Below are 21,849 nucleotides of genomic sequence, written 5' to 3'. Positions count from 1 at the left end.
CCCTATTTAGAGCTAGCTGCTTTTTGATCGTCACTTGGCTTTGTTGGCTTTTGATTCTTTCTAGCAAAATCAGCAATTAACTTGTAGTAAGCATTCGCCATCATCCAGATGCTTTCTTTTTCGTCTTCAAAAAAGTCAATGTTGTATCCGTCTAAATTATTGTTGAGGGTTTTTAAATAATCCTTTAAAACGATTGAGCCCCCGCCAACAAAATAACAAATCTCTGTCTGAGAATTTCTTTGCCAAACATTGCGCAAATGACGATATTGTTTCTTCGCCAATTCCAACAGCAAACGATCAACAATATCGTGAACGCTCGTTCGACTTCCCTTCACCATAATGTGGTTTCGATCATTTTTCTTTGTAATGATTTCGACGATATCACGTCGACTATCTAATTCCACACCATGTTTCGTGCGAATTTCATCGCGAATTGAGTCAAGGGATTCCGAAACACCAATGTTAAAACCTTGCGCCTTATCATCATCGACCCTGCGATTAGCGATGACCGCAATATCCGTCGACAAACCGCCGATATCTTGAATAATAATTCTCTTATCGATCAGTTCTTTATTGATAATATTTAAATCGTTGTCCATTACAAGATTAATGAAAGCGGCAAACCCTTCCGGATAAACCTTGACCTCATCGAATTTAATATTTACCTTTAAGCCTTGATACTTCGGCGTTACTAAAAATTCTACTTGGTGCACAGAGCCAAGTAAACTAGATCGGTAAGCAACATCTCGCCCTTCTTTCACTTCCCGCAATGGAAGCCCTGTGCCTAGCGTATACGTAGCCTCAATAACATTGTTAGCCCGCTTAAAAAGATGTCGATTCTCATCGCGAACCGCATCTAACGCAATAGAAGTTAGCAGCATTACAATTGTCTGATCTTCTTCGGACTTATTGCTGCCGGGATCTAATTCAGTCGAGTTATCAGCCCTTGTCGCCAAGTGCCCCACACGATAGATCACATTATTATTCATTAAAGCTGGTGAATGCAGACGAACGTGAATCCCTTCAAAAGGATTTTGATTATCCAACTCTTCTATTCCGATTACAGGACGATCTGCAACATCAATCGCCACCACGTTTGGAATATTTACTTCTGAATCCATCTTCCCAAAAATAGCCTTTAGTGAATCATTTCCTACATCGACTGCCGCAATTCGAGTACTCATTAACTAAACCATTCCTCTCAACGTGGTAATTTAAGTAAGATGTTACCTAATTTCTATTGATTGGTCCATCCAACTTTTGTCTCTATTACTAAATGTAAACATGTTTACTATTTTAGTATATTCGTCTACAAAATGGTACACATATTGTTAAATCAACAAGTATACACAACTGTACACTTGTTTACTCTAACGTATACGGTTGTGTACATCCTGTATACTTGTATTCAATTCAGTATACGAGCCCAATCAGTATCTGCATCTCTACTTTTACTCTACTAGGATGGACTTGGAGAACTTATTTGTTACCGACTCTCTCCCTCTTTCAACAACTCTTCTGGAAGTAGCGTAAAGCCCTCTATGACTGCGTCTTCTTCAACTTCGATCAATATGCACCGCTTCCCATTCAAGTTAACCTGTCTGACATACTTTAAATCTTGGGGGCTGATCGAAATTTTAGCTACCTTTGTATCAATCTTGATCGATTTGGAAGTAAAGCTAGGAAGGACATGGCTTGCCTTTAACTCATAATTTTCATCATCAACTACCTTTTTAAAAGCTTTTTGCACTTTCTCCGTGTCCGCTTCTTCTACCCCGCTTACCTTCAACACACGCTCGACTACTTTCGTATCCAACATCGCCGACGTTTCTTGCTCTTCTTCCTCTTCGTCAATCAATCGATTAATTTCCTCATATACGTTAGACAGCGTTTCCGCGTTAACCTGATCCCCTATCACTTCTTTAACGATCTCTTCAAAAACAGCCTTATCCTCCTTTGCTGTCATCATTTGCTCGCCACCCAACACACTTTCGATAAAGCGCATGTCCGGTTGGTTCGCTTTTCCAGCAGCATATAGAATATGATTGACGTCAGCCGCATTATCGGTGAAGCAAGGAAATAAAAAGCCGCCAAGGGGAGAGGTTAAGTTAATGACTGGATCCGCCATCCAATTCAATTTGAACTCTTTTTCAATAAAATCAAATATGAGGGAACGTTTCGGCTGTTCCGTTTGATTTAAACTACAAAGCATGAATGGAGTCCTGTATACCTCATCAAATTCATGTATTTCTGTTTCTTGAGAATGCCTTTTTGTTGGTTTACGATAATCGCCGCGTATGTACGTAATGACAATATCTTTATCATACTGAACGTCCTGGACCATCTTTAGAGCCAATTCTCGTAAGATTGCCTTCCATTCTCCAAGATCACCTGTCTGTAACCCTTCATACAACCGTTGTTGCGTCTCATTTGGCTGATCAACAGCTGAACGCTGGAATCGTATTTCAAACAGCTTCTCACCTAGTCTGCCGCCTAACACCTTTTTAAAATTAGCCAAAAATAACTCCTGTTGTTCACGATCAAGCAGAGCAAACGCCTGACATTCTTCGTGGTAAATATCACTGCTCTCCTGTTTAATAAAAACGTTATAAATATGAGTAATCGATAATAAATCGTTATCCAACTTTAATTGCCTACGAAGCGCGGCAACATCCTTTCTATTCATCTACTATTCCAACTCCCCAATTCATAAAATGCAAAACAAAAAAGAGCGCAAAAAATACACTTCATTTTTTGACACTCCCTTATTATAACAAGGTTTAAGCTATAGACAGTGACATCTAGAAGATCATTTTCCCTTTTAAGAGAATTACTCTACAATAATAGGAAGCAAACGGAACTACGCGAGAGGTGAGAACAGGATATGATGTGAAATTCAAAACGTTTCCTCGTTGAAGTGAAACTAAATGGTATCAGGCAAATGAAACAGGTCAACGCAAGAACGACGGTTGGAGCTCGCAAATTAATTAGAAGAGAATACGGGGTGGATGCAAAAATTATTTCGGTAAAGGAACAGAAAAGGTCTCTATAAATCAACGGACCTTTTCCATCGGTTTTATTGCATTTCGTTATTTAACGCAATCACATTGCCCTACTTTATATAGTCCCTCATAAATTCCCAAGGATAGTCATTCGGCGGCGCAGACTCAATTCCTAAAGGTTCCTTCCTAACTGGATGTTCGAAATAAATAGAATAGGCCCAAAGCGCAAGTTGTTGTCTCGGTTTGCTCAGATGCTCGCCGTACTTTTGATCCCCAAAAATGGGATTGCCCATTTTAGACAACTGAACTCGAATTTGATGTGGTCTTCCGGTGTGGAGCTTGACAGAAAGTAGGCTAAACCCTTTTCTCGATTCTATAACCTCATAGTCTAGTACAGCCTTTTTAGCTTTTGGATGGTTAGGAGAAACAACGGACACCTTATTCTTCCGGTTATCTTTAAGAAGATAATGCGCCAGTTTCCCTTTTTTCTTGCGTGGGATTCCATGGACAACCGCAAAATATTTCCGTTTAACCGCTTGTCTACGAAACATATCAGATAATCTTGAAGCCGCCTTCGATGTTTTTGCGAATACCATCGCCCCGCCAACGGGACGGTCTAAACGGTGCACAAGTCCCAAATAAACGTTACCAGTCTTTTGATAGCGTTCCTTTATATCATTCTTTAATATCGTTAACAAATCTAGATCCCCACTACGATCCGCTTGAACAGGGACATTAATCGGCTTTTCTACCAAAAGCAGATGATTATCTTCAAACAAGATTGGAATTTTCATGGATTCTTCATCTCCTGAAGGCATATTGCTTCTATCTTATCATTTTATTATCGTATTTGTAACATGATAAAAAAGGACTTGAATGATTAAGTCCCTCTTGCCTCATTTATTTATGGTACGGTTCATTCCGATTGATTTTAAAACCGCGATAGATTTGCTCTAGTAGGATTAAGCGAACCAACTGATGCGGGAAGGTCATATTAGAAAAAGATATTTGTTGATTGGCCCGTTGCAAGACGGCTGAAGAAAGCCCTAAAGAGCCCCCGATCACAAAAGCGACCGAACTTCTTCCATAGGTACCATACGCATCAAGTTGACTCGCTAGTTTTTCCGAAGACCACTTCTCCCCTTCTATTGCTAAGGCAATAACATACGTTTCTGGCTTAATCTGCGCTAAAATACGCTGCCCTTCCCGTTCCTTTACTTGCCTCATTTCCGCTTCGCTCAAGTTTTCTGGAGCCTTTTCATCATTAACCTCCAAAAGACGGATTTTAGCGTATGGCGTTAATCGCTTTCGATACTCCTCAATCCCCATTTTCAAATACTTTTCCTTCAACTTTCCAACTGAAATGATAGAAATATTCATAACTGGCTCCCTTTATCCCCTAAATAATCCACTTATCCACAAAAGTTATCCACATATGCACAATTCTGTTGATTTTAACATTCGCTCTGTGAATAACTTAAATTACTAAATAGACTGAAGCTTGCTTACAATATTCGCAACATGTTGGCGGAGTCCATGCGGTAAAGGTTGTGGTGGTCAATTTATAAATATCTGGGGCATCTTCATACTCATCAACAAAATCATCAATCGCTCGGTCCATATGTTCCCCGCAGCAAATAATCATCTTCTCTGACTCCTTTCTCAATTGTTCATATAGCTTAGTATAGACTGCTCTGCTCCAAATTAAAGAGAAAAAAATAGGGCGATGTCCCGCCCTATCTACGCGTATATTCAACGTATATCTTATAAAATTATCTGATAGTATATTAACCGATCAACTGGGCTACTATGGAAGTATAACCACTGTTTCTGAAAGGAGTCAATACAAATGAAACGAAACTTTCGACCGATTGATGAAATCGATCTTGTCGCCCAACTTTCTGACCTAAAAGAGGTCGACTATAACAACACGCTCGTTATCTCCGCTCTAGTAGAACTACTTGTAGAAAATGGGATCGTCTCTAGAAAAGCAGTTTTGCAAAAAACAAAAGAACTAGAAGTGGATATGACACTGGATTTAATCACAAGATCGGCGTCATCCAACGTCGATTGAAATTAAATTTCATCAATTGGCGTTGGTTTAATCGGAGACGTGCTTAATAATTTTACATCTTTATCAACGCTAAACCCGCTTTCTTCTAATATGTTCTTCACCGTTAGACGCGCTAACTCCGTCATATTATTATCTTGGCTTAAATGGGATAGATACACTTTCTCCCCTTGCCCTTCCAGGATGTCGGATAATGCTTCTCCGGCATCCTCATTTGAGAGATGCCCGACATCACTTAAGATGCGTCGTTTGATATTCCACGGATAGCGACCCATCCTTAACATTTCAACATCGTGATTCGATTCAAAGATATAAGCGTTGGAACCTGAGATCGTTTCCTTTATTCGCTGACTAACATATCCTAGATCAGTAGCAATCGTTAGCTTTTTATCCCCTTCATAAATACAAAAACCCATCGGAAAAGCGGCGTCATGAGAGATCGCGAAACTTTCAACACTAAGGTCAGCGAATGATCTTACTTCGCCTTCATCAAAACTAAACTTCTGTTCAATTGGGATCTCGCCAATCAAGCGGTCCATTTCTACCCAAGTCTTTTCATGCGTATAAACCGGTAAACTGTATCTTCGCGCTAAGACACCGACACCTTTAATGTGGTCAGAATGTTCATGCGTGACAACAATCGCATCGATGCTACGCGGATCAATCTCAATTTCTTTTAAACGCGTTTCTATTTGTTTTCCGCTTAGTCCAGCATCAAACAAAAGTGTTGTCTGATCTGTTTCAACAAGAATTGAATTGCCTGTACTCCCACTTGCCAAAATACTAAATCGCATGCTTTTTTCCCCCAACAGCTAAATTACTCTTCCTCTATCATACCATGGCTATCCTTTCTTTTCTCATGAAAAAAGCAGCAGGGGAATCCCTGCTACCTTTTTATCGATGAACGAAATCTAGCGGATTTCGATGACTTCCATTTTGGATGACTTCAAAATGAAGATGCACGCCAGTCGAGTGACCCGTACTGCCCATAACTCCTACTTTTTCCCCTCGTTCAACAACATGACCGACCGATACATCGATTGAACTTAAATGCCCGTACAACGTTCGATAGCCGTTGCCATGGTCAATAATCACACAATTTCCATAATTCCCGTTCCAACCAGCTGATGCGACTCGGCCATTATCCGCTGCCTTAATCGTTCGATCAGAGACACCCGCGATATCAATTCCTTTATGCATACGTCCCCAGCGTTGCCCGTATACGCTCGAAATTCTGCCCCCATTTGTCGGCCATAAAAAACTACCGCTGCCACGATCAGGCTTGACCTTCGTACCTCTTTGCATGATCTTACTAATCGGTTCAGAAATGATCTGTTCATCAATAACCTTCTTCTCAATCTCTAAACCATTTTCTTCTACAATCTCGTATGTAATCTCCTTTAGACCTTCTTGTCCCGCTTGAATCACCCGAGAATCACCACGATACATTTCTTCGTTCATTTCAACTTCAAGACTATAATCTAATACGATCTTCTCTTTAATCTTTTCCACTTTACGCACAGTAAGTAAAGGCTTGGCCGCTGTCACATTAATATTTTGTCCTAACTGAAGCAATGATTCTTCTGTCAATTCAGGATTCATCCGAATAATATCTTTCGTTTTAATGTCATATTGTTCGGCAATCATACTTAAAGTGTCGCCTTCCGTAACCGTATGCGTCACTTGTTCCAATGTTCCATCTTCAATTAACGTTTTTAGTTGTTCCGCGGTAATCACCTTGCGCGGGGAAACTTCATCGTTTTTAATCTTCACATCCTCTTTAAAATCGACCACAGTTGTCGCCTCTTCATCTGCTTCAGGCAAAGGCCCGTACTTGCCCTTTACTTCATTTAAAAGAGCGCTGACATCCTGTTGATCCGACACATAGCCAGCAATTTTTCCGTCAATGGAAAGCGATTTCGCTGCCGCGCTAAATTTTATCTCCCTTTCCAACAGTTTTAATGTTTCCGTTGTATTTGGCTTTTCCTTTAATGACGACGCCTCTTTAAATTTCAGTTCACTTGCAACTTTTGGCTTGATCTGTTTTTCGCGTTGCCGCGCAATTTCTTGCTGGATATAGCTATGCACCCGATTAGGGTCATCAACCGCTCCCACTTCTTCACCGTCTACGTACACGTAGTATAAGGTTGTAGAGTTTGCATTATAATAATGACTAGCTAAGGTGGTTCCCGTAATAAATAAAGGGGCTGTCACTAAGATTGCAGCCGTTTTTCCTTTATTCAACTTAGCGAAAGTAACGCCTCGGCGTAATTGATTAGATAACCAAGCTTTCGCCTTTTTCAATCGTTCCATCTTGACCTCCAGATTTCATCAGGTTGAATCCTGAATAAAAACCTAAAATTCAGGGGATATTAACCATTTTTTATTCAAATCCTTACCACTAACTAACCTAACACAGTTCGAGCGTATCATTCAACTTTTTTTCGATTTCTACACAATTCGACAACAACTTATTTTTTTAGGGGGTACAACCATGGCAAAAAAGAACTTTCTCGCTGGCTTTGTCTCAATTGATGATGCGCAGGCAGCTGAACAAGCTCTAAACGAGGCGGGTTTCACGATCACTCAAGTCGATCAAATTAGTCCATACCCTGGCGAAGGTCCGCAACAAGTGATGAATCCGCTCACAGGAAACATCCCAAGCCTTGGTTACTTGACACTCGATGCCGAGTTCAATTCCAAGTCAGCAGCCATCCTAGCCGCTACTGACGTCAGCGCCAGCGGGATGTCAGACGGCGACGGGATGATGCCTGAAGTTAATCAAGGCGTGTTACTCACTGCGGTTGTCCCCGCTGACCAAGCAGAACAAGCAGAGCAGATCATTAAACAATATGGCGGAAATATCTAAAAAAGTAAAAGGCGCTGAAAATCAGCGCCTTTTACTCATCTTATGACTATAGCCCATACACACTTTTTATAACATTTGTTTGATCTCGATCTGGACCTACAGAGAAAATCGCAATAGGGATTCCCGTCAATGAACTTACCCGTTCAATATAGTGACGAGCATTCTCGGGCAATTCTGCCATCGTTTTTACACCTGTAATATCTTCTGTCCAACCCGGTAGTTCTTCGTAAATCGGTTCACATTCAGCCAATACATTCAAATTAGCTGGGTAAGAATCGATAATTTCACCGCGATAGCGGTAAGCTTTACAAATTTTTAACGATTCGATCCCGGTCAAGACATCAATTGAATTTAACGATAACCCCGTAATACCGCTGACCCGACGCGCATGACGCACAACGACGCTGTCAAACCAACCAACACGACGCGGTCGTCCTGTTGTCGTGCCATATTCTCTTCCAACTTCGCGAATACGATCGCCTATTTCATTGTTCAATTCGGTTGGGAAAGGTCCATCTCCAACACGTGTTGTATAAGCCTTTGCGACCCCAACAACTTGATCAATTTTCGTTGGTCCGACCCCTGAACCGATGCAAACGCCTCCCGCAACGGGATTAGATGAAGTTACAAAAGGATAAGTCCCTTGGTCAATGTCCAGCATGACCCCTTGCGCTCCTTCAAATAAGACACGTTTTCCCGCATCAATCGCGTCATTAAGCACTACAGACGTATCTGTAACATATCCCCTAATTTTTTCAGCGATTGTTAAGTATTCATCAAGAATACCTTCGACGGTAAACCCTTCCGTACTATAAACTTTCTCCAAGATTCGATTCTTTTCTTCAAGGTTTCGACGCAACTTTCGTTCGAATTCTTCCGCATCCATTAAATCGGCCATTCGAATCCCGATCCGAGCCGCTTTATCCATATACGCAGGTCCAATTCCTTTGCCTGTTGTGCCAATTTTATTTGAGCCCTTGCTTTCTTCTTCTACTTGATCTAAACGAAGATGATAAGGAAGGATCAAGTGGGCCCGATCACTAATGCGCAGGTTGTCCGTATTTACACCATGCCCGTGTAAGTACTCCAATTCCTCAACAAGCGCTTTCGGATCAACAACCATACCATTCCCAATGACACATGTTTTCTCTTTATTAAAAACCCCGGAAGGAATAAGATGCAATTTGTATGTCGTATTATTAAAAACGATCGTATGACCCGCATTATTTCCACCTTGATAACGGGCAATCACTTCCGCTCTCTCAGCTAAATAATCTGTGATCTTACCTTTTCCTTCATCTCCCCACTGGGTTCCAACTACAACTACAGATGACATCAAGACACCTCCAAAACAATTAAAAGAACATACCTAGTTTACAGTTTAACCACATGATTGTCAACGCAGAACACGAACATTGTGTTTTTTTACACATGATTCGTTCGTCTTACATTCAATCAATCCATCCAATTGGCAAAACAAAAGGACCTAGAGGGCCTGGTGATGTTGCTCTAAGCTGACAAATTTATTATATTCCTTTAAAAAAGCCAGCTTCACCGTGCCCGTAGGTCCGCTTCTTTGCTTACCGATAATGACTTCGATCACATTCTTGTCTTCTGTTTCCTGATCATAGTAGTCCTCGCGATATAAAAAGGCAACGATATCGGCATCCTGTTCAATCGAGCCTGATTCACGAATGTCGGACAGCATCGGTCGTTTATCTTGTCTCTGCTCAACCGAACGGCTCAACTGCGATAAAGCCATCACAGGGCAGTGTAATTCCCTCGCCATCAATTTCAAGGATCGAGAAATTTCAGATACTTCCTGCTGACGGTTATCGCCGCCGCCTCTTCCAGATATAAGCTGTAAATAATCAATTAACACCAAGCCAATATTTCCTTGCTCCGCCAGCAATCTACGACATTTAGAGCGAATTTCCGGCATCGTGATCCCCGGCGTGTCATCGATAAAAATAGAGGCTTTCGATAGTGTGCCGATTGACATTGTCAACTTCCGCCAATCATCATCATCGAGATAGCCTGTCCGAATTTTTCCTGAATCAATATTTCCTTCCGCGCAAATCATCCGCATCACTAATTGGGCAGCGGCCATCTCTAAACTAAAAATAGCAACAACCTCTCCCGCTCTTGCCGCAACATTCTGGGCCACATTAAGGGCAAAAGCCGTTTTTCCAACGGAAGGGCGAGCGGCAAGAATAATCAAATCACTCTTTTGCAATCCAGATGTCATCTTATCAAGGTCGGGATAGCCTGTTGGCAAACCTGTGACCTCTCCCTTGCTTACAGACAACGTCTCAATTCGCTCGTACGCATCCATCAAAACATCCTTAATGTGTTGAAAACCACCACGCGTCCTGCGTTGCGAGATTTGCATAATATTCTTTTCGGCGTCTGACAACAAGTCTCCTAAATCTTCAGACTGGTTGAATCCATCCGTAACAATTTTCGTAGCTGTCCGAATCAATTGACGTAAGACAGCTTTCTGTTCAATGATTCGACAGTAGTGTTCGATATTTGCCGCTGTCGGCACAGCGTTTGCCAAATCGGTTAAGTAACTAACCCCGCCTACGTCTTCTAATAACTTACGCGTCTCTAAACCGGCCGTCACGGTTACGAGATCGACTGGTTCTCCACGCTCCGCTAATTCCGTCATCGCCTGAAAAATGCGTTGATGGGCAGGACGGTAAAAATCACCAGGCGCAATAATCTCGTTCGCTGAAACCAATGCATCCTGCTCCAAAAAGATCGCCCCTAATACAGCTTGTTCAGCTTCGATATTATGGGGCGGAGTTCGATCAGCAAGGATATCGCTCACATTACTCACCTCGCTTCATATTTGTTTCTACATTAGTTTTCTTCTACAACATGGACATTTAACTCGCCTGTCACATCTGGATGTAACTTCACAGGCACTTTCGTTACGCCAAGTGTCTTGATTGGCTCGTCTAGAACTAACTTACGACGATCAATTTTTAGGTTTTCCTTCTTCAACGCGTCAGCAATTTGCTTACTAGAAACCGCTCCAAATAAACGACCGCCTTCTCCTGTTTTGGCAGGGATTCGGATCGTTAGCTCTTTTAGATCTTCAGCAAGCTGGATCGCTTGATCTTTTTCTTCCTCTTTTCTTTTCTCTTCGCTTTTTTTACGCTGTTTAAAACTTTTCAGGTTGCCGCTCGTCGCTTCTACCGCCAGACCCCTTGGTAAAAGGAAATTTCGAGCATAGCCTTCAGAAACTTCAACCAGTTCGCCCTTTTTCCCGTGTCCCTTAACATCCTTTTGCAAGATTACTTTCATTTCGTCGAGCTCCCCTCTTCATGATATTCATATATGACTGATTTCAGTTGTTTAACAACCTCATCTAATGACATCTCTTTGATTTGAGTCGCGGCATTTGTTAAATGACCGCCGCCGCCCATCTGTTCCATAATCATTTGCACGTTAATATCGCCCAATGAACGGGCGCTAATTCCAATCGATTCATCGTGTCTCTGAGCAACAATAAAAGAGGCCTGAATTCCCGAAATCGTTAACAATGAATCCGCTGTTTGAGCAATCATCATTTGACTATAACTCTCGTCTTCACTTCCGACCGCAACCGCGTAAATATCAAATAAAATCTCCGTGTTTTGCATAAGTTCTGATCGTTTAATAAATTGCGGAAGATCTTCCTTCAACATTCGTTGCACCATTGTCGGCTCTGCGCCATTTCTTCTTAAAAAGGAAGCGGCTTCAAAGGTTCTGGCGCCCGTTCGAAAAGCAAAACTCTTCGTATCGACAACAATCCCTGAAAGAAGCGCAGTCGCTTCCAGACTGTCCATTGTAAACTTCTCACTCTGATATTGCAACAATTCCGTCACGAGCTCACATGTAGAGGATGCATACGGTTCAATATAAATAAGCACGGGATCCTCAACAAATTCTTCCGAACGACGATGATGATCAATGACCATTACCCGACTCGTCAATTGCAGTAATTTTGGTTCAATCGCCATCGATGGACGGTGAGTATCGACTAAGACAATGAGTGTTCTTGAGGTCGTCATTGCCAGCGCTTGGTCGGGACTGATGAAATATTCCGGCAATGTTTCATGTTCGGAAATGACCGCCATCAGACGTTCAATCGATGGATTTACTTTATCCAATACAATGAATCCGTCTCGTTGATTGGCGTGAACAGCTTTTAAAATACCGATCGATGATCCGATACAATCCATATCAGGAAAACGATGTCCCATTACGATCACTTTGTCGCTTTCTAAAATTAAATCGCGCAACGCATGCGAAATGACCCGCGCCCGCACTCTCGTTCGTTTTTCCACCGCATTCGACTTGCCGCCATAAAACGTCATCTTTTCGCCCTGTTTGACCGCCGCCTGATCTCCTCCGCGACCGAGGGCAATATCTAGACTCGATTGGGCCATCTCACCCAGTTTTAAAAACTCCTCATCCCCGGCCCCTACTCCGATACTGAGCGTAATCGGAATTTTATTGTTTGCCGTCATTTCCCGAACGACATCTAAAATATCAAACCCAGTATCAAGCGCTTGTTGCAATGTTCCCTCATCCATCACCGCTAAAAATTTATCTGAGGCGGTGCTACGCAAGTAGATCTTATACTTTTGGGCCCATTCCTTAATGGCGCCCGTTACATTTGTCAGCATTAAACTACGGCTTTGTTCATCCATCACCTGGGAAACTTCATCGAGATTATCTAAATGAATGATCGCGAAAACAACCTTCTCCTGATGATAGCGAAGCTCCAGCTCTCTAAATTCCGTAACATCTGTAAAATAAAGAAGCCTTTCTTCCGCGTGAACAAGCACCTCATAAATTCGTTTGTTCATCGTAATTTCACACTTTTTTTCTCCTGGTGTCAGATCAGCTAGCTGGGGAATAACATCCATTAAATCTTGACCCGATAGCGATTCTTGATCTGTTAACGCTAACATATACGGATTATACCACTCTATTCGTTTTTCCTCACTGTAGAGTACAATCCCTAACTCCATTTCATTCAATACTTCATCGCCCGCTCGTTTAACCCGATGGCTGAGCGTCAGAATATACTGCTGTAAGTCTGCTCGAAACGCCTGCTCCGCCTTATAAATAAAACCAGCCAACGCTAGCAAAGCAAATACGCCTAGCAAAGCTATGGACCAGTTATATATCGACAGAACGGCAAGCAGAATCATACATAAGATAAAAGCTAGGATCATATGCAATCCATGCCAACGCTTTAGGAGGAACTTTTTCATTGATTCGGCTCCTTACTTTTTGCTCAATGGCTTCCTAACATTCATACTCAAATCTAAAACACCCAATAACACTAGTATAAAAGGGATTGGCGAAAAAATAAATAGCATAACGATAGCAATAATCAGCAATCCTCTGCCCCACCCCTTTTGGTGGGAATAAAAACTGACCAAACTCAATCCCTGAATGATCATCAGCGTATCAAGAATTGGTTTTAAATTTAGGACAATCACATAACTAAATTGATCTTGATTAGCGCTGAGAAAAATTGCGGCAATGGTGACGCCAAGGTAAATGTAGAGCATCGACCGCGGCCATCTCCAATCCCGAAATGGCGGAAACGCGGGAGCGGGAGAACCTAAACGTCGCAAAATTTTGCGAGATAACCAGTGGTTTAACATCGCGGATTGAGCTGAGGCAAATATAAGTAACATTGGCGCTAGTTTTGGTACGAATTCAATCATTTCATCCATTTTATCCACTTGCTTTGGATCGACCATGTTAAAATTTTCCAGCATGGCTTTACTCATCGCCATCGATTCTTTTAACATGGTTTGCATCGCTGTAATCGGATTGATTTTCGTCATGTAATAACTTACAACGACCCCTAGAATCAACAGACACAAACTCGCCAACAATCCACCGACAAAGGCGATAAACGCAGACTTCTGTCGATGATAAGCCGTCCCCATCACCGTCCCTAACACGCCCGCAAATAGCGACAACAGAATGGATGGCAATGCGCCAATTATAATCGTTAACAATCCGCTTGCCACGATAACAAGGATCGCATTTCGAAGACGATGTCGAGCCGCATACACAGTAAATGGAATCGGTAAAGCGAGCGCTGTCACGATCCCAAGCGGCGTATAGATTGTAAGAAAAATCATCACTAAAAAGAGACCGCTGATGAGAGCCCCTTCCAACATGGCGCGCACTTCGTTTTGCATGTCACCCGCCCCTTGTTCTTTGCTTTTATATGTAAGTTCATTTTGAAATATGTAAAGTATTAAAAAAGGGAACACCGCAGCGCTCCCTCTATGTCTTATGATTCAGTTGTGTATGGTAACAAAGCGATTTGACGAGCGCGTTTGATTGCTCTCGTTAATTGACGTTGATACTTCGCTGAAGTTCCCGTTACACGACGAGGAAGAATCTTGCCTCGTTCACTAACAAACTTCTTCAATGTATCGATGTCTTTATAATCGATTTTTGAAATTTTATTTACAGTAAAGTAACAAACCTTACGACGTCTACCACGTCTGCCTCTTGGGCCTGCCATCTAAATCCCTCCTTCTTAATCGGCTCTCTTAAAACGGTAAATCGTCATCAGAGATATCAACCGTTTTGCTATCATTTGCGAAGGGGTCATCCATTTGATCAAATCCATATCCTGCGCCTGATCCTCCGCCACCACCACTCTCTCTACGTTCTCCAGCTGGAGAGAGAAATTGAACATTATCGGCAACAACCTCGGTTACAAATACGCGTCTACCTTCCTTATTCTCATAGTTACGGGTTTGCAAACGTCCGTCCAGTCCCGCTTGGGAACCTTTCTTTAGATAGTTAGCGCATAACTCTGCCAACTGACGCCAAGCGACCACATTAATAAAGTCCGCTTCCCGCTCCCCTTGAGCATTAGAAAAAGTACGATTGACAGCTATTGTAAACGTGGTTACAGCTACTCCAGATGGTGTATATCTAAGTTCTGGATCCCTTGTAAGACGACCGACAAGCACGACACGGTTAATCAAGAATACCCCTCCCCCAAGACATCAATTAGTCATCTTCTCTAACGATTAAATAACGGATAACGTCATCATTTATCTTCATGATCCGCTCGAGTTCACTTACCGCTTCAGGTTCAGCCTTGAAGTTGGTTAAAACGTAGAATCCTTCACGGATCTTATCGATTTCGTAAGCAAGACGGCGCTTACCCATATCTTCTACGTTGGTGATTTCTCCGCCACTATTTGTAATAATGGATTGAAAGCGTTCCGTATTTGAAGTTCTGCTTTCCTCTTCAGCTTCTGGACGCTGGATATACATCAACTCGTAATTCCGCATCTCTTCACCTCCTTTTGGACTAACGGCCCTTATTAAATAAGGGCAAGGAGCGAGTTGTTCGTTTCCATTTCAAAAAGTGTTTTGAATTAGTTTCAAACTCGCATTATTTAATTATAGCATGTACAATGCTAGAAAACAAGTTATACGTTAAATCGGAAATGCATCACATCTCCATCTTCTACAACATATTCTTTCCCTTCTAGACGGACAAGTCCTTTTTCTCTCGCTGTACCCATCGAACCACTAACGACAAGATCATTATAACCGACAACTTCGGCCCGAATAAAACCCCGTTCGAAGTCAGTATGAATGACACTCGCCGCCTGCGGGGCTTTCGTGTTTTGACGAATCGTCCACGCTCTCACTTCTTGTACGCCCGCTGTGAAATACGTAATCAAACCGAGTAATTTATACGCGCCGCGAATCAGACGGTCCAGCCCCGATTCTTGTAAACCCAATTCTTCTAAAAACATCTCCTTATCCTCGCCCTCAAGTTCAGCGATTTCCGATTCCACTTTGGCGCTAATAATGACCGTTTCCGCTCCCTCCGCATCGGCAAACTCTTGAACTTGTCGCACATAAGGATTTGATTCAGCGTCAGCCAATCCATCCTCGCTAACGTTTGCCACATATAAAATTGGCTTCATCGTTAACAAATGAAGATCGCGAACAATCTCCCGTTCATCGTCCGTTAATTCCACACTACGGGCCGGCTTGTCCGCTTCAAAGGCTTCACTCAGTTTGGTTAATGCGTCTAACTCTAACTTGGCTTCCTTTTCTCCGGAGCGAACACGACGTCCTAAACGATCGATCCTTCTCTCCACCGCATCCATATCAGCTAAAATCAATTCTAAGTTAATCACTTCAATATCACTGATTGGATCTACTTTTCCCGCTACATGCGTAATGTTAGGATCTTCAAAACAACGCACGACATGGGCGATCGCATCGACCTCACGAATATGAGATAAAAACTTATTTCCGAGCCCTTCTCCACGACTGGCCCCTTCGACTAAACCCGCAATATCAACAAATTGAAATGCAGTCGGGACCGTTTTCTTCGGAATGACGAGCTCTGTTAATTTTTCTAACCGTTCATCAGGCACTTCAACAACACCAACATTCGGATCGATCGTACAAAACGGGTAGTTAGCCGATTCGGCCCCCGCCTGGGTGATCGCATTAAACAAAGTTGATTTCCCAACGTTGGGCAATCCTACAATCCCTACAGAATTAGACATCTATTATTCGCGCTCCTTATTCACCTATCGTCCAGTTTAAAACAATATCAATTATATCGCATCGTAATCAGGAACAACAAGCCGAGAACAAAAAAACATTCCTCAAGATAAGGAATGTTGATCACTCAGTGGTAGACTCGATGACTTTTTTCATCTTTCGTTCAAATTCTAAACGAGCAAGCATCACACTATGATCGCAACCACAGCACTTTATGCGAACATCAGCCCCTGTGCGGATCACTTTCCATGCATTCGTTCCGCATGGGTGCGCTTTTTTCATTTCTACGATATCGCCTAGCGCAAATGCTTTTCTTTCCATCAACTGCATCCCCTCATTCATTTTTTACTTCTTGTGGAATCGTGACAAATCTCGGGTAAGGCACTCTAATTCCCTCTTCATCAAAAGCCTGTTTAATCAGCGCCCGTAGTTGTCGATTGACTGAAAACTGAGTCGTTGGGTTACATTCAGCTGTCACTCGAATAAGTATTTCTGAGATACCCAAATCCTGAACACCCACAATTTCAGGATCTGCAATAATGTCCTCAATTTCTACATGGGCGCGCAGCAAGGCCATCTCCAACACCTGCTTAACTCTTTCCAAATCTTCTTCGTAGGCAACACGCACATCAAGCACCGCCAAACTATTTTGAACAGAAAAATTTGTCACCTCCGTTATGGAACCATTTGGAATGATATTAATTTCCCCTGTGTAACTTTTTATTTTTGTAATCCGTAACCCGAATTCTTGGACGGTTCCTGTATAAGCCCCGATCGTCACATAGTCCCCTACCGCATACTGATCTTCAAAAATGATAAAGAACCCGGTGATCACGTCACGAACTAAATTTTGAGCGCCAAAGCCGACAGCTAATCCAATCACACCGGCGCTCGCTAAGACAGGAGCTAATTCAAAATTAAGTTCCGATAAAACCAATAAAATCGCGATAAAGTAAATAACGTAAGAAGCGACATTTCGAACCAAACTGCGCATCGTTTCAATACGTCGCTCATTCACCTTTAACTTTCCCCGTTGCTTAAAAACACGGTCTATACTCGCTATCCCTACACGCGCTGAGATTTTCGCCGCAACGATGATTAATAAAATTTTAACGGCCGCTTCGCCCATCTTAATCCATATACTCGAATCCGTTATATACTGATATGCTTCAAGATAAATGGTTTCAAACCAATTCATTTCCATCTCAGCCACTCCTACACTACATCTCTAATAGGGTATATACTTCTCCTTCTTTACGATAAAATCCTTTTATCTCCACCCGCTGCTCTTCAATAATTTGCTTTGCGAGCGAAAAGTCATCTTCCGAAAATTCAATCGAAAGCGCGCAGCCTGCCGTCACCTGTTTCGGAGTAGGCAATGTGTCAATTTCAATATCCGCATATTCCAATAAGGTTTCAGCGCGAATCGCTTGCTGCGTAGAATCAAAGGCAATTAAAATTGTCCCCATAACGTCAACCTTTCTCCAACTATTCTAACATCCTATTTAAAGGATATAAAATTAGCAGGCCTAATACAAATAAATTTAACACACCGTATATCGGATAAAGCAAACTGACTAGCGTAGAAAAGCCAAATAAACTGAGCGGAATCATGCCTATAATAATAATCAATGTTACCATCCAGGATGGAATCGTGAAAAAAGTATCGATCCGCGATACAATCCCATGCACGCCGCTCAACGCCGTTGTATAGATGGCAAACCATAAGACGACGGATACAACAATCATCGTTACCATCGAATCATTTTGCAAAAGCGCAAACAGTGGAATCTCGTAGGCCCCGATCTGATCAACGGAAAGAAGGAGCGATTGGTTTAGTAACAACGCAATCATCCCTAGACCACCCGCGCTAAGACCCGCGGCAATCCAAAGCTCTTTTCGCGTTTTTAGCTGTTGACCCAATGTAGATAAAACAGCAAGCAAAGGAACAATATTTAAAGCCGCATACGTGATGCCTGATGGCCACGAAGTAGTAGCTGGCGGCGGAGCAGTCACCGTTTCCATATCCACGCCCAAAATAAATCGAACACAAACGATGAATAGTACGCCAATTAAAATAGGAATGATTAAGGATTGAATCGAAACGAGTCCATTAACATTAAATAATAGCACCACAAATACCGCCAGAGCCATCAATGCAACCCCTAACATATAAGGAAACTCCCATTGTGTAAAAGTTGCTCCACTGCCGGCGAACATCACAACTGACATCGATAACAAATATAACATCGTTAATCCATCGAACATTTTCGCCAACTTTTGCCCCATCAACTCTTCTAAAATACCATAATAATGGGTTGTTTCCTTTCTTCTGCTAATCCATAAAATCACCGCAATCATCACAAACAGGAGCGCCATCGCCAGCATTAAGCTATATTGGCTGGCGCTTCCATAAGAACCAAAGAACTCCCAGATTTCCCGTCCAGAGGCAAACCCCGCCCCGATCGTCGTACCAATAATAGTCAATCCTACTTTAACCGCTCTACCTATTCCCATCGGACATCCCTCCTACAAAATCTTTATGTAGGAGAAACTTTAAGAATGTCCAAATGTATATTATTTGTCCAATAACCGTATACTATTACTACTTATTTTTTCCAGGAGGTACCTATGAAGCGTAAACCGTTTTCTCAGGAGTACCCTTTATCATCGTTCAAAACTGAATTTTCCAGCTCCGATGCGGTTGATTCGTTATCCGAACATATAGGCAACAGACTACACAGCTTCGATAATGTTTCCGAAATTGTCGTCCTCTGCATTGGAACCGACCGATCAACGGGAGATTCATTAGGGCCTCTTGTAGGCAGCATTTTTGAAAAAATGTATCCCGTTGGGGTTCATATTTATGGGACCATCGATGAGCCTGTTCACGCTGTAAACCTAAAGGATACGATTGAAACGATTGAACGAAACCATAAAGACGCGCTTATCATTGCTGTAGATGCTTGTTTGGGTAAATTTAGCAGTGTAGGGCACATTACTGTAGCTCATGGCCCATTAAAGCCCGGAGCGGGTGTGAAAAAAGACTTGCCAGCAGTCGGGTGCTTTCATATTACAGGAATCGTCAACATCGGGGGCTTTATGGAGTATTTTGTGTTACAAAACACCCGTCTTAGTATCGTAATGAAAATGGCGGATACAATCGCCCATTCCTTGCACCGTTCCACAAGCCGATATTATCAACACATGATTAAAAAAGCGTCCAACGACGCTCAATCTTGGATTTAACGTAACGCGGCGGGACATCATGCTTTTGCGATACAATAAAGTAAAAGACTCAGCAGAAAACGCTGAGTTTTTTAGATCTATGATATTGAAGCATATTTGGTTTTACTAAGAAACTCGTAGCGCCCATTAAGAGACGTCCCCCTGAATTTTCAGGCAAGTTATTGCATGATTGTAGCCATCAACGGCGCCATGAGGATAGCGACGACGATCGCTGGCAACATATTCGCAATATTGATCTTTTTAATTCCTAAAATATTAATTCCAATGCCGATAATTAAGATCCCGCCAACCGCTGTAATCTCCTGAATAATCGCCGCAAGCATTTCTTGACTGACAAAAGCGGCAATAAAAGTGGAACATAAAGCAATCAAGCCTTGATAAATGAAGACCGGCACAGCTGAAAAGAGTACGCCAATCCCTAATGTAGAAGTGAAAATAATGGCGGAAAACCCATCCAAAATGGATTTTGTATATAAAATATCATGATTCAATCTTAAACCGCTATCCATAGCGCCAAGGATCGCCATCGCCCCCACACAATAAACAAGCGTCGCGGTGACAAACCCCGTAGCGATACTCCCTTTTCCGTTACCCCGCTTCCCAACCTTCCGTTCTATCCACTCTCCGAACTTATCCAAACCAGCTTGCACATGCAAAATCTCACCGATCACACCGCCAATTACCAGACTGAAAATAAGGATTAACATATTATCAGATTTCATCGCCATTGTAATGCCCAGCACACATACTACCAAACCAATCCCTTGCATCACCGTCGTTTTAATCCCTTCGCTTATTCGATTTAAAACGCTCCCCAAAAGTGAACCACAAATAATGGCGATCGCATTAACAACCGTACCCCACAATACCATGCTGACCCCTATCCTTTCTTGGTCTGTCTTCAATCACGATCAACTTCGGTCGCAAGTTTACGGACAGCCGTCACTAACGCTTCCACATCAGACATATCATTAAAATAACCAAAACTAGCCCGAATCGCTCCCTCATTGATCGTCCCAATCGTTTCATGTCCAAGCGGTGTACAATGGTGACCAGATCGCACAGCAATCCGAAACTGACGATCCAATGCAAACGCGGCGGCAGCCGCGTCTAAACCTTTTATCGCAAAAGAAACAACAGCAGATCGCTCTACACTACTAGTTTGTCCAAACACCGTAATTCCAGGTATCTTTTTCAACTCTAACAAAAGGGCTGTCGTCAATTCCATTTCCTTTCGCCTAATCTCATCCAACCCTGTCTCTAATACAAATTGAACCCCAGCCCCTAACCCAGCAATCCCGACTGTGTTTGCTGTGCCGCTTTCATAGCGATCCGGCCTAGTCAATGGTTGTTCAATTAATTCCGACTGGCTCCCTGTCCCCCCATGAAACAAGGGCTCAAAATCAAATTGCGGGTCAATATAAAGCCCTCCAGTCCCTTGTGGTCCATACAACCCCTTGTGTCCAGGGAAAGCAAGTAGCTGAATGTTCATCTCCTGAACATCAATGGGAAACACACCGGCTGTTTGTGACGCATCTACCATGAAAGGGATATGATGTTTCTTACAGAGCGCTCCAATCTCACTAATAGGGACAAGTGAACCTGTTAAATTGGAGCCGTGTGTAACAACAATCAAGGCAGTATTCTTTCGAATTTCCTTTTCAAAGTCTTCTATTTCAAATGACATGTCTGCCTTTGGAGAAATATAAGACAATTCAACCCCGTTTTTATCCTTTAAAAACTCGAGAGGTCTTCGCACTGAATTATGCTCCAACGTCGTTGTAATCGCATGATCACCCGATCTTAACATCCCTTTTATCCCCTGATTTAAAGCAACCGTCGCATTCGGGGCAAAGATAATGTCATTTGGATTCACGACATTAAATAACTCTGCTAGTTTCGCTCTCGTTGAATATAGCGTCCTACTCGCTTCCATCGCCAATTTGTGAGCGCCTCGCCCCGGATTAGCCGCATACTCATCAATACAGGCGACCATTGCCTCCTTCACACCTGGTGGTTTAGGCCACGTAGAGGCGGCATTGTCTAAATAAATCGTCTTCACCCCAAACTCTCCTCTCAAA

At 42.5% G+C, this 21,849-nt stretch carries 25 protein-coding genes; 3 read left to right on the top strand and 22 right to left on the bottom strand.

Features of this window, described 5'->3' with window-relative positions; all coding sequences use genetic code 11:
• Positions 1-2: 2 nt before the first annotated feature.
• The 5 genes from BEP19_RS13260 to BEP19_RS13240 all read right to left on the bottom strand — a co-directional run bounded on the left by BEP19_RS13260 (position 3) and on the right by BEP19_RS13240 (position 4,647).
• Positions 3-1,184, bottom strand: coding sequence for a ParM/StbA family protein (locus BEP19_RS13260; protein WP_120190394.1), 1,182 nt, complete (start codon positions 1,182-1,184; stop codon positions 3-5).
• Positions 1,185-1,486: 302 nt separating this feature from the next.
• Positions 1,487-2,686 (bottom strand): DUF4317 domain-containing protein, encoded by a 1,200-nt coding sequence (locus BEP19_RS13255; RefSeq protein WP_120190393.1) that lies wholly within the window; start codon positions 2,684-2,686, stop codon positions 1,487-1,489.
• A 426-nt stretch (positions 2,687-3,112) separates the two neighbouring features.
• On the bottom strand, positions 3,113-3,796 hold the full coding sequence (locus tag BEP19_RS13250) for an RluA family pseudouridine synthase (protein ID WP_120190392.1): 684 nt from the start codon (positions 3,794-3,796) through the stop codon (positions 3,113-3,115).
• A 106-nt stretch (positions 3,797-3,902) separates the two neighbouring features.
• Positions 3,903-4,382, bottom strand: a complete 480-nt coding sequence (gene rlmH / locus BEP19_RS13245; RefSeq protein WP_120190391.1) for a 23S rRNA (pseudouridine(1915)-N(3))-methyltransferase RlmH — start codon at positions 4,380-4,382, stop codon at positions 3,903-3,905.
• Between the two features lie 97 nt (positions 4,383-4,479).
• Complete coding sequence (locus tag BEP19_RS13240; RefSeq protein WP_120190390.1) at positions 4,480-4,647, bottom strand: CxxH/CxxC protein; 168 nt, start codon at positions 4,645-4,647, stop codon at positions 4,480-4,482.
• A 204-nt stretch (positions 4,648-4,851) separates the two neighbouring features.
• On the opposite strand from BEP19_RS13240, the gene BEP19_RS13235 reads away from it, so the two are divergent.
• Positions 4,852-5,076 (top strand): hypothetical protein, encoded by a 225-nt coding sequence (locus tag BEP19_RS13235; protein WP_120190389.1) that lies wholly within the window; start codon positions 4,852-4,854, stop codon positions 5,074-5,076.
• Positions 5,077-5,078: 2 nt separating this feature from the next.
• Here the strand turns inward: BEP19_RS13235 and BEP19_RS13230 are convergent, their stop codons facing one another.
• Together BEP19_RS13230 and BEP19_RS13225 are read right to left on the bottom strand one after the other, a co-directional pair.
• Complete coding sequence (locus BEP19_RS13230) at positions 5,079-5,867, bottom strand: MBL fold metallo-hydrolase (protein ID WP_120190388.1); 789 nt, start codon at positions 5,865-5,867, stop codon at positions 5,079-5,081.
• A gap of 100 nt (positions 5,868-5,967) precedes the next feature.
• On the bottom strand, positions 5,968-7,386 hold the full coding sequence (locus BEP19_RS13225) for a peptidoglycan DD-metalloendopeptidase family protein (RefSeq protein ID WP_120190387.1): 1,419 nt from the start codon (positions 7,384-7,386) through the stop codon (positions 5,968-5,970).
• A gap of 181 nt (positions 7,387-7,567) precedes the next feature.
• Between BEP19_RS13225 and BEP19_RS13220 the strand changes: the two genes are divergently transcribed.
• On the top strand, positions 7,568-7,942 hold the full coding sequence (locus tag BEP19_RS13220) for a hypothetical protein (protein ID WP_120190386.1): 375 nt from the start codon (positions 7,568-7,570) through the stop codon (positions 7,940-7,942).
• 46 nt (positions 7,943-7,988) lie between these two features.
• Here the strand turns inward: BEP19_RS13220 and BEP19_RS13215 are convergent, their stop codons facing one another.
• The 13 genes from BEP19_RS13215 to BEP19_RS13155 all read right to left on the bottom strand — a co-directional run bounded on the left by BEP19_RS13215 (position 7,989) and on the right by BEP19_RS13155 (position 19,036).
• Positions 7,989-9,278: an adenylosuccinate synthase gene (locus tag BEP19_RS13215; RefSeq protein ID WP_120190385.1), complete on the bottom strand. Its 1,290-nt coding sequence runs from the start codon at positions 9,276-9,278 to the stop codon at positions 7,989-7,991.
• Between the two features lie 150 nt (positions 9,279-9,428).
• Positions 9,429-10,775 (bottom strand): replicative DNA helicase, encoded by a 1,347-nt coding sequence (gene dnaB, locus BEP19_RS13210; protein ID WP_120190384.1) that lies wholly within the window; start codon positions 10,773-10,775, stop codon positions 9,429-9,431.
• 32 nt (positions 10,776-10,807) lie between these two features.
• Positions 10,808-11,254: a 50S ribosomal protein L9 gene (gene rplI / locus BEP19_RS13205; protein ID WP_120190383.1), complete on the bottom strand. Its 447-nt coding sequence runs from the start codon at positions 11,252-11,254 to the stop codon at positions 10,808-10,810.
• Positions 11,251-13,215 (bottom strand): DHH family phosphoesterase, encoded by a 1,965-nt coding sequence (locus BEP19_RS13200; protein WP_120190382.1) that lies wholly within the window; start codon positions 13,213-13,215, stop codon positions 11,251-11,253. The genes rplI and BEP19_RS13200 overlap by 4 nt, the downstream gene beginning before the upstream one ends.
• Positions 13,216-13,227: 12 nt before the next feature.
• On the bottom strand, positions 13,228-14,163 hold the full coding sequence (locus tag BEP19_RS13195) for a YybS family protein (RefSeq protein WP_147393796.1): 936 nt from the start codon (positions 14,161-14,163) through the stop codon (positions 13,228-13,230).
• A 95-nt stretch (positions 14,164-14,258) separates the two neighbouring features.
• Positions 14,259-14,495, bottom strand: a complete 237-nt coding sequence (gene rpsR, locus BEP19_RS13190) for a 30S ribosomal protein S18 (RefSeq protein ID WP_120190380.1) — start codon at positions 14,493-14,495, stop codon at positions 14,259-14,261.
• A gap of 28 nt (positions 14,496-14,523) precedes the next feature.
• Positions 14,524-14,967: a single-stranded DNA-binding protein gene (gene ssb / locus BEP19_RS13185; protein ID WP_120190379.1), complete on the bottom strand. Its 444-nt coding sequence runs from the start codon at positions 14,965-14,967 to the stop codon at positions 14,524-14,526.
• Positions 14,968-14,992: 25 nt separating this feature from the next.
• Complete coding sequence (gene rpsF / locus BEP19_RS13180; protein ID WP_120190378.1) at positions 14,993-15,280, bottom strand: 30S ribosomal protein S6; 288 nt, start codon at positions 15,278-15,280, stop codon at positions 14,993-14,995.
• A 140-nt stretch (positions 15,281-15,420) separates the two neighbouring features.
• Positions 15,421-16,521 carry a redox-regulated ATPase YchF gene (gene ychF / locus BEP19_RS13175; RefSeq protein WP_120190377.1) on the bottom strand — a complete coding sequence of 367 codons (1,101 nt, stop codon included), beginning with the start codon at positions 16,519-16,521 and terminating at the stop codon, positions 15,421-15,423.
• Between the two features lie 121 nt (positions 16,522-16,642).
• On the bottom strand, positions 16,643-16,840 hold the full coding sequence (locus BEP19_RS13170; RefSeq protein WP_120190704.1) for a DUF951 domain-containing protein: 198 nt from the start codon (positions 16,838-16,840) through the stop codon (positions 16,643-16,645).
• Positions 16,841-16,853: 13 nt separating this feature from the next.
• Positions 16,854-17,723, bottom strand: coding sequence for a mechanosensitive ion channel family protein (locus BEP19_RS13165; protein ID WP_120190376.1), 870 nt, complete (start codon positions 17,721-17,723; stop codon positions 16,854-16,856).
• A 16-nt stretch (positions 17,724-17,739) separates the two neighbouring features.
• On the bottom strand, positions 17,740-17,988 hold the full coding sequence (locus BEP19_RS13160; protein ID WP_120190375.1) for a putative Se/S carrier protein: 249 nt from the start codon (positions 17,986-17,988) through the stop codon (positions 17,740-17,742).
• 19 nt (positions 17,989-18,007) lie between these two features.
• A complete protein-coding gene (locus BEP19_RS13155) occupies positions 18,008-19,036 on the bottom strand; it encodes a YkvI family membrane protein (RefSeq protein WP_120190374.1) in 1,029 nt (342 codons plus the stop codon).
• Positions 19,037-19,150: 114 nt separating this feature from the next.
• Between BEP19_RS13155 and yyaC the strand changes: the two genes are divergently transcribed.
• Positions 19,151-19,768: a spore protease YyaC gene (gene yyaC / locus BEP19_RS13150; protein WP_120190373.1), complete on the top strand. Its 618-nt coding sequence runs from the start codon at positions 19,151-19,153 to the stop codon at positions 19,766-19,768.
• A gap of 158 nt (positions 19,769-19,926) precedes the next feature.
• On the opposite strand, the gene BEP19_RS13145 is transcribed toward yyaC, so the two are convergent.
• Together BEP19_RS13145 and BEP19_RS13140 are read right to left on the bottom strand one after the other, a co-directional pair.
• Positions 19,927-20,640 (bottom strand): DUF554 domain-containing protein, encoded by a 714-nt coding sequence (locus tag BEP19_RS13145; RefSeq protein WP_120190372.1) that lies wholly within the window; start codon positions 20,638-20,640, stop codon positions 19,927-19,929.
• Between the two features lie 29 nt (positions 20,641-20,669).
• Entirely contained in the window at positions 20,670-21,830 is a 1,161-nt protein-coding gene (locus BEP19_RS13140; RefSeq protein WP_120190371.1) for an aminotransferase class V-fold PLP-dependent enzyme, read from the bottom strand.
• Positions 21,831-21,849 lie beyond the last annotated feature (19 nt).

The organism is Ammoniphilus oxalaticus, from assembly GCF_003609605.1.
Lineage (GTDB): Bacteria > Bacillota > Bacilli > Aneurinibacillales > RAOX-1 > Ammoniphilus > Ammoniphilus oxalaticus.
Note: the sequence above shows the minus strand (reverse complement) of the source record. Positions and strands in the feature narration are given on the sequence as shown.

Excerpts from the sequence above, each read along its gene's own strand:
- BEP19_RS13260 (WP_120190394.1), bottom strand. The coding sequence starts at position 1,184 with ATGAGTACTCGAATTGCGGCAGTCGATGTAGGAAATGATTCACTAAAG.
- BEP19_RS13255 (WP_120190393.1), bottom strand. The coding sequence starts at position 2,686 with ATGAATAGAAAGGATGTTGCCGCGCTTCGTAGGCAATTAAAGTTGGAT.
- BEP19_RS13250 (WP_120190392.1), bottom strand. The coding sequence starts at position 3,796 with ATGAAAATTCCAATCTTGTTTGAAGATAATCATCTGCTTTTGGTAGAA.
- rlmH (WP_120190391.1), bottom strand. The coding sequence starts at position 4,382 with ATGAATATTTCTATCATTTCAGTTGGAAAGTTGAAGGAAAAGTATTTG.
- BEP19_RS13240 (WP_120190390.1), bottom strand. The coding sequence starts at position 4,647 with ATGATTATTTGCTGCGGGGAACATATGGACCGAGCGATTGATGATTTT.
- BEP19_RS13235 (WP_120190389.1), top strand. The coding sequence starts at position 4,852 with ATGAAACGAAACTTTCGACCGATTGATGAAATCGATCTTGTCGCCCAA.
- BEP19_RS13230 (WP_120190388.1), bottom strand. The coding sequence starts at position 5,867 with ATGCGATTTAGTATTTTGGCAAGTGGGAGTACAGGCAATTCAATTCTT.
- BEP19_RS13225 (WP_120190387.1), bottom strand. The coding sequence starts at position 7,386 with ATGGAACGATTGAAAAAGGCGAAAGCTTGGTTATCTAATCAATTACGC.
- BEP19_RS13220 (WP_120190386.1), top strand. The coding sequence starts at position 7,568 with ATGGCAAAAAAGAACTTTCTCGCTGGCTTTGTCTCAATTGATGATGCG.
- BEP19_RS13215 (WP_120190385.1), bottom strand. The coding sequence starts at position 9,278 with ATGTCATCTGTAGTTGTAGTTGGAACCCAGTGGGGAGATGAAGGAAAA.
- rplI (WP_120190383.1), bottom strand. The coding sequence starts at position 11,254 with ATGAAAGTAATCTTGCAAAAGGATGTTAAGGGACACGGGAAAAAGGGC.
- BEP19_RS13200 (WP_120190382.1), bottom strand. The coding sequence starts at position 13,215 with ATGAAAAAGTTCCTCCTAAAGCGTTGGCATGGATTGCATATGATCCTA.
- BEP19_RS13195 (WP_147393796.1), bottom strand. The coding sequence starts at position 14,163 with ATGCAAAACGAAGTGCGCGCCATGTTGGAAGGGGCTCTCATCAGCGGT.
- rpsR (WP_120190380.1), bottom strand. The coding sequence starts at position 14,495 with ATGGCAGGCCCAAGAGGCAGACGTGGTAGACGTCGTAAGGTTTGTTAC.
- rpsF (WP_120190378.1), bottom strand. The coding sequence starts at position 15,280 with ATGCGGAATTACGAGTTGATGTATATCCAGCGTCCAGAAGCTGAAGAG.
- ychF (WP_120190377.1), bottom strand. The coding sequence starts at position 16,521 with ATGTCTAATTCTGTAGGGATTGTAGGATTGCCCAACGTTGGGAAATCA.
- BEP19_RS13170 (WP_120190704.1), bottom strand. The coding sequence starts at position 16,840 with ATGGAAAGAAAAGCATTTGCGCTAGGCGATATCGTAGAAATGAAAAAA.
- BEP19_RS13165 (WP_120190376.1), bottom strand. The coding sequence starts at position 17,723 with ATGGAAATGAATTGGTTTGAAACCATTTATCTTGAAGCATATCAGTAT.
- BEP19_RS13160 (WP_120190375.1), bottom strand. The coding sequence starts at position 17,988 with ATGGGGACAATTTTAATTGCCTTTGATTCTACGCAGCAAGCGATTCGC.
- BEP19_RS13155 (WP_120190374.1), bottom strand. The coding sequence starts at position 19,036 with ATGGGAATAGGTAGAGCGGTTAAAGTAGGATTGACTATTATTGGTACG.
- yyaC (WP_120190373.1), top strand. The coding sequence starts at position 19,151 with ATGAAGCGTAAACCGTTTTCTCAGGAGTACCCTTTATCATCGTTCAAA.
- BEP19_RS13145 (WP_120190372.1), bottom strand. The coding sequence starts at position 20,640 with ATGGTATTGTGGGGTACGGTTGTTAATGCGATCGCCATTATTTGTGGT.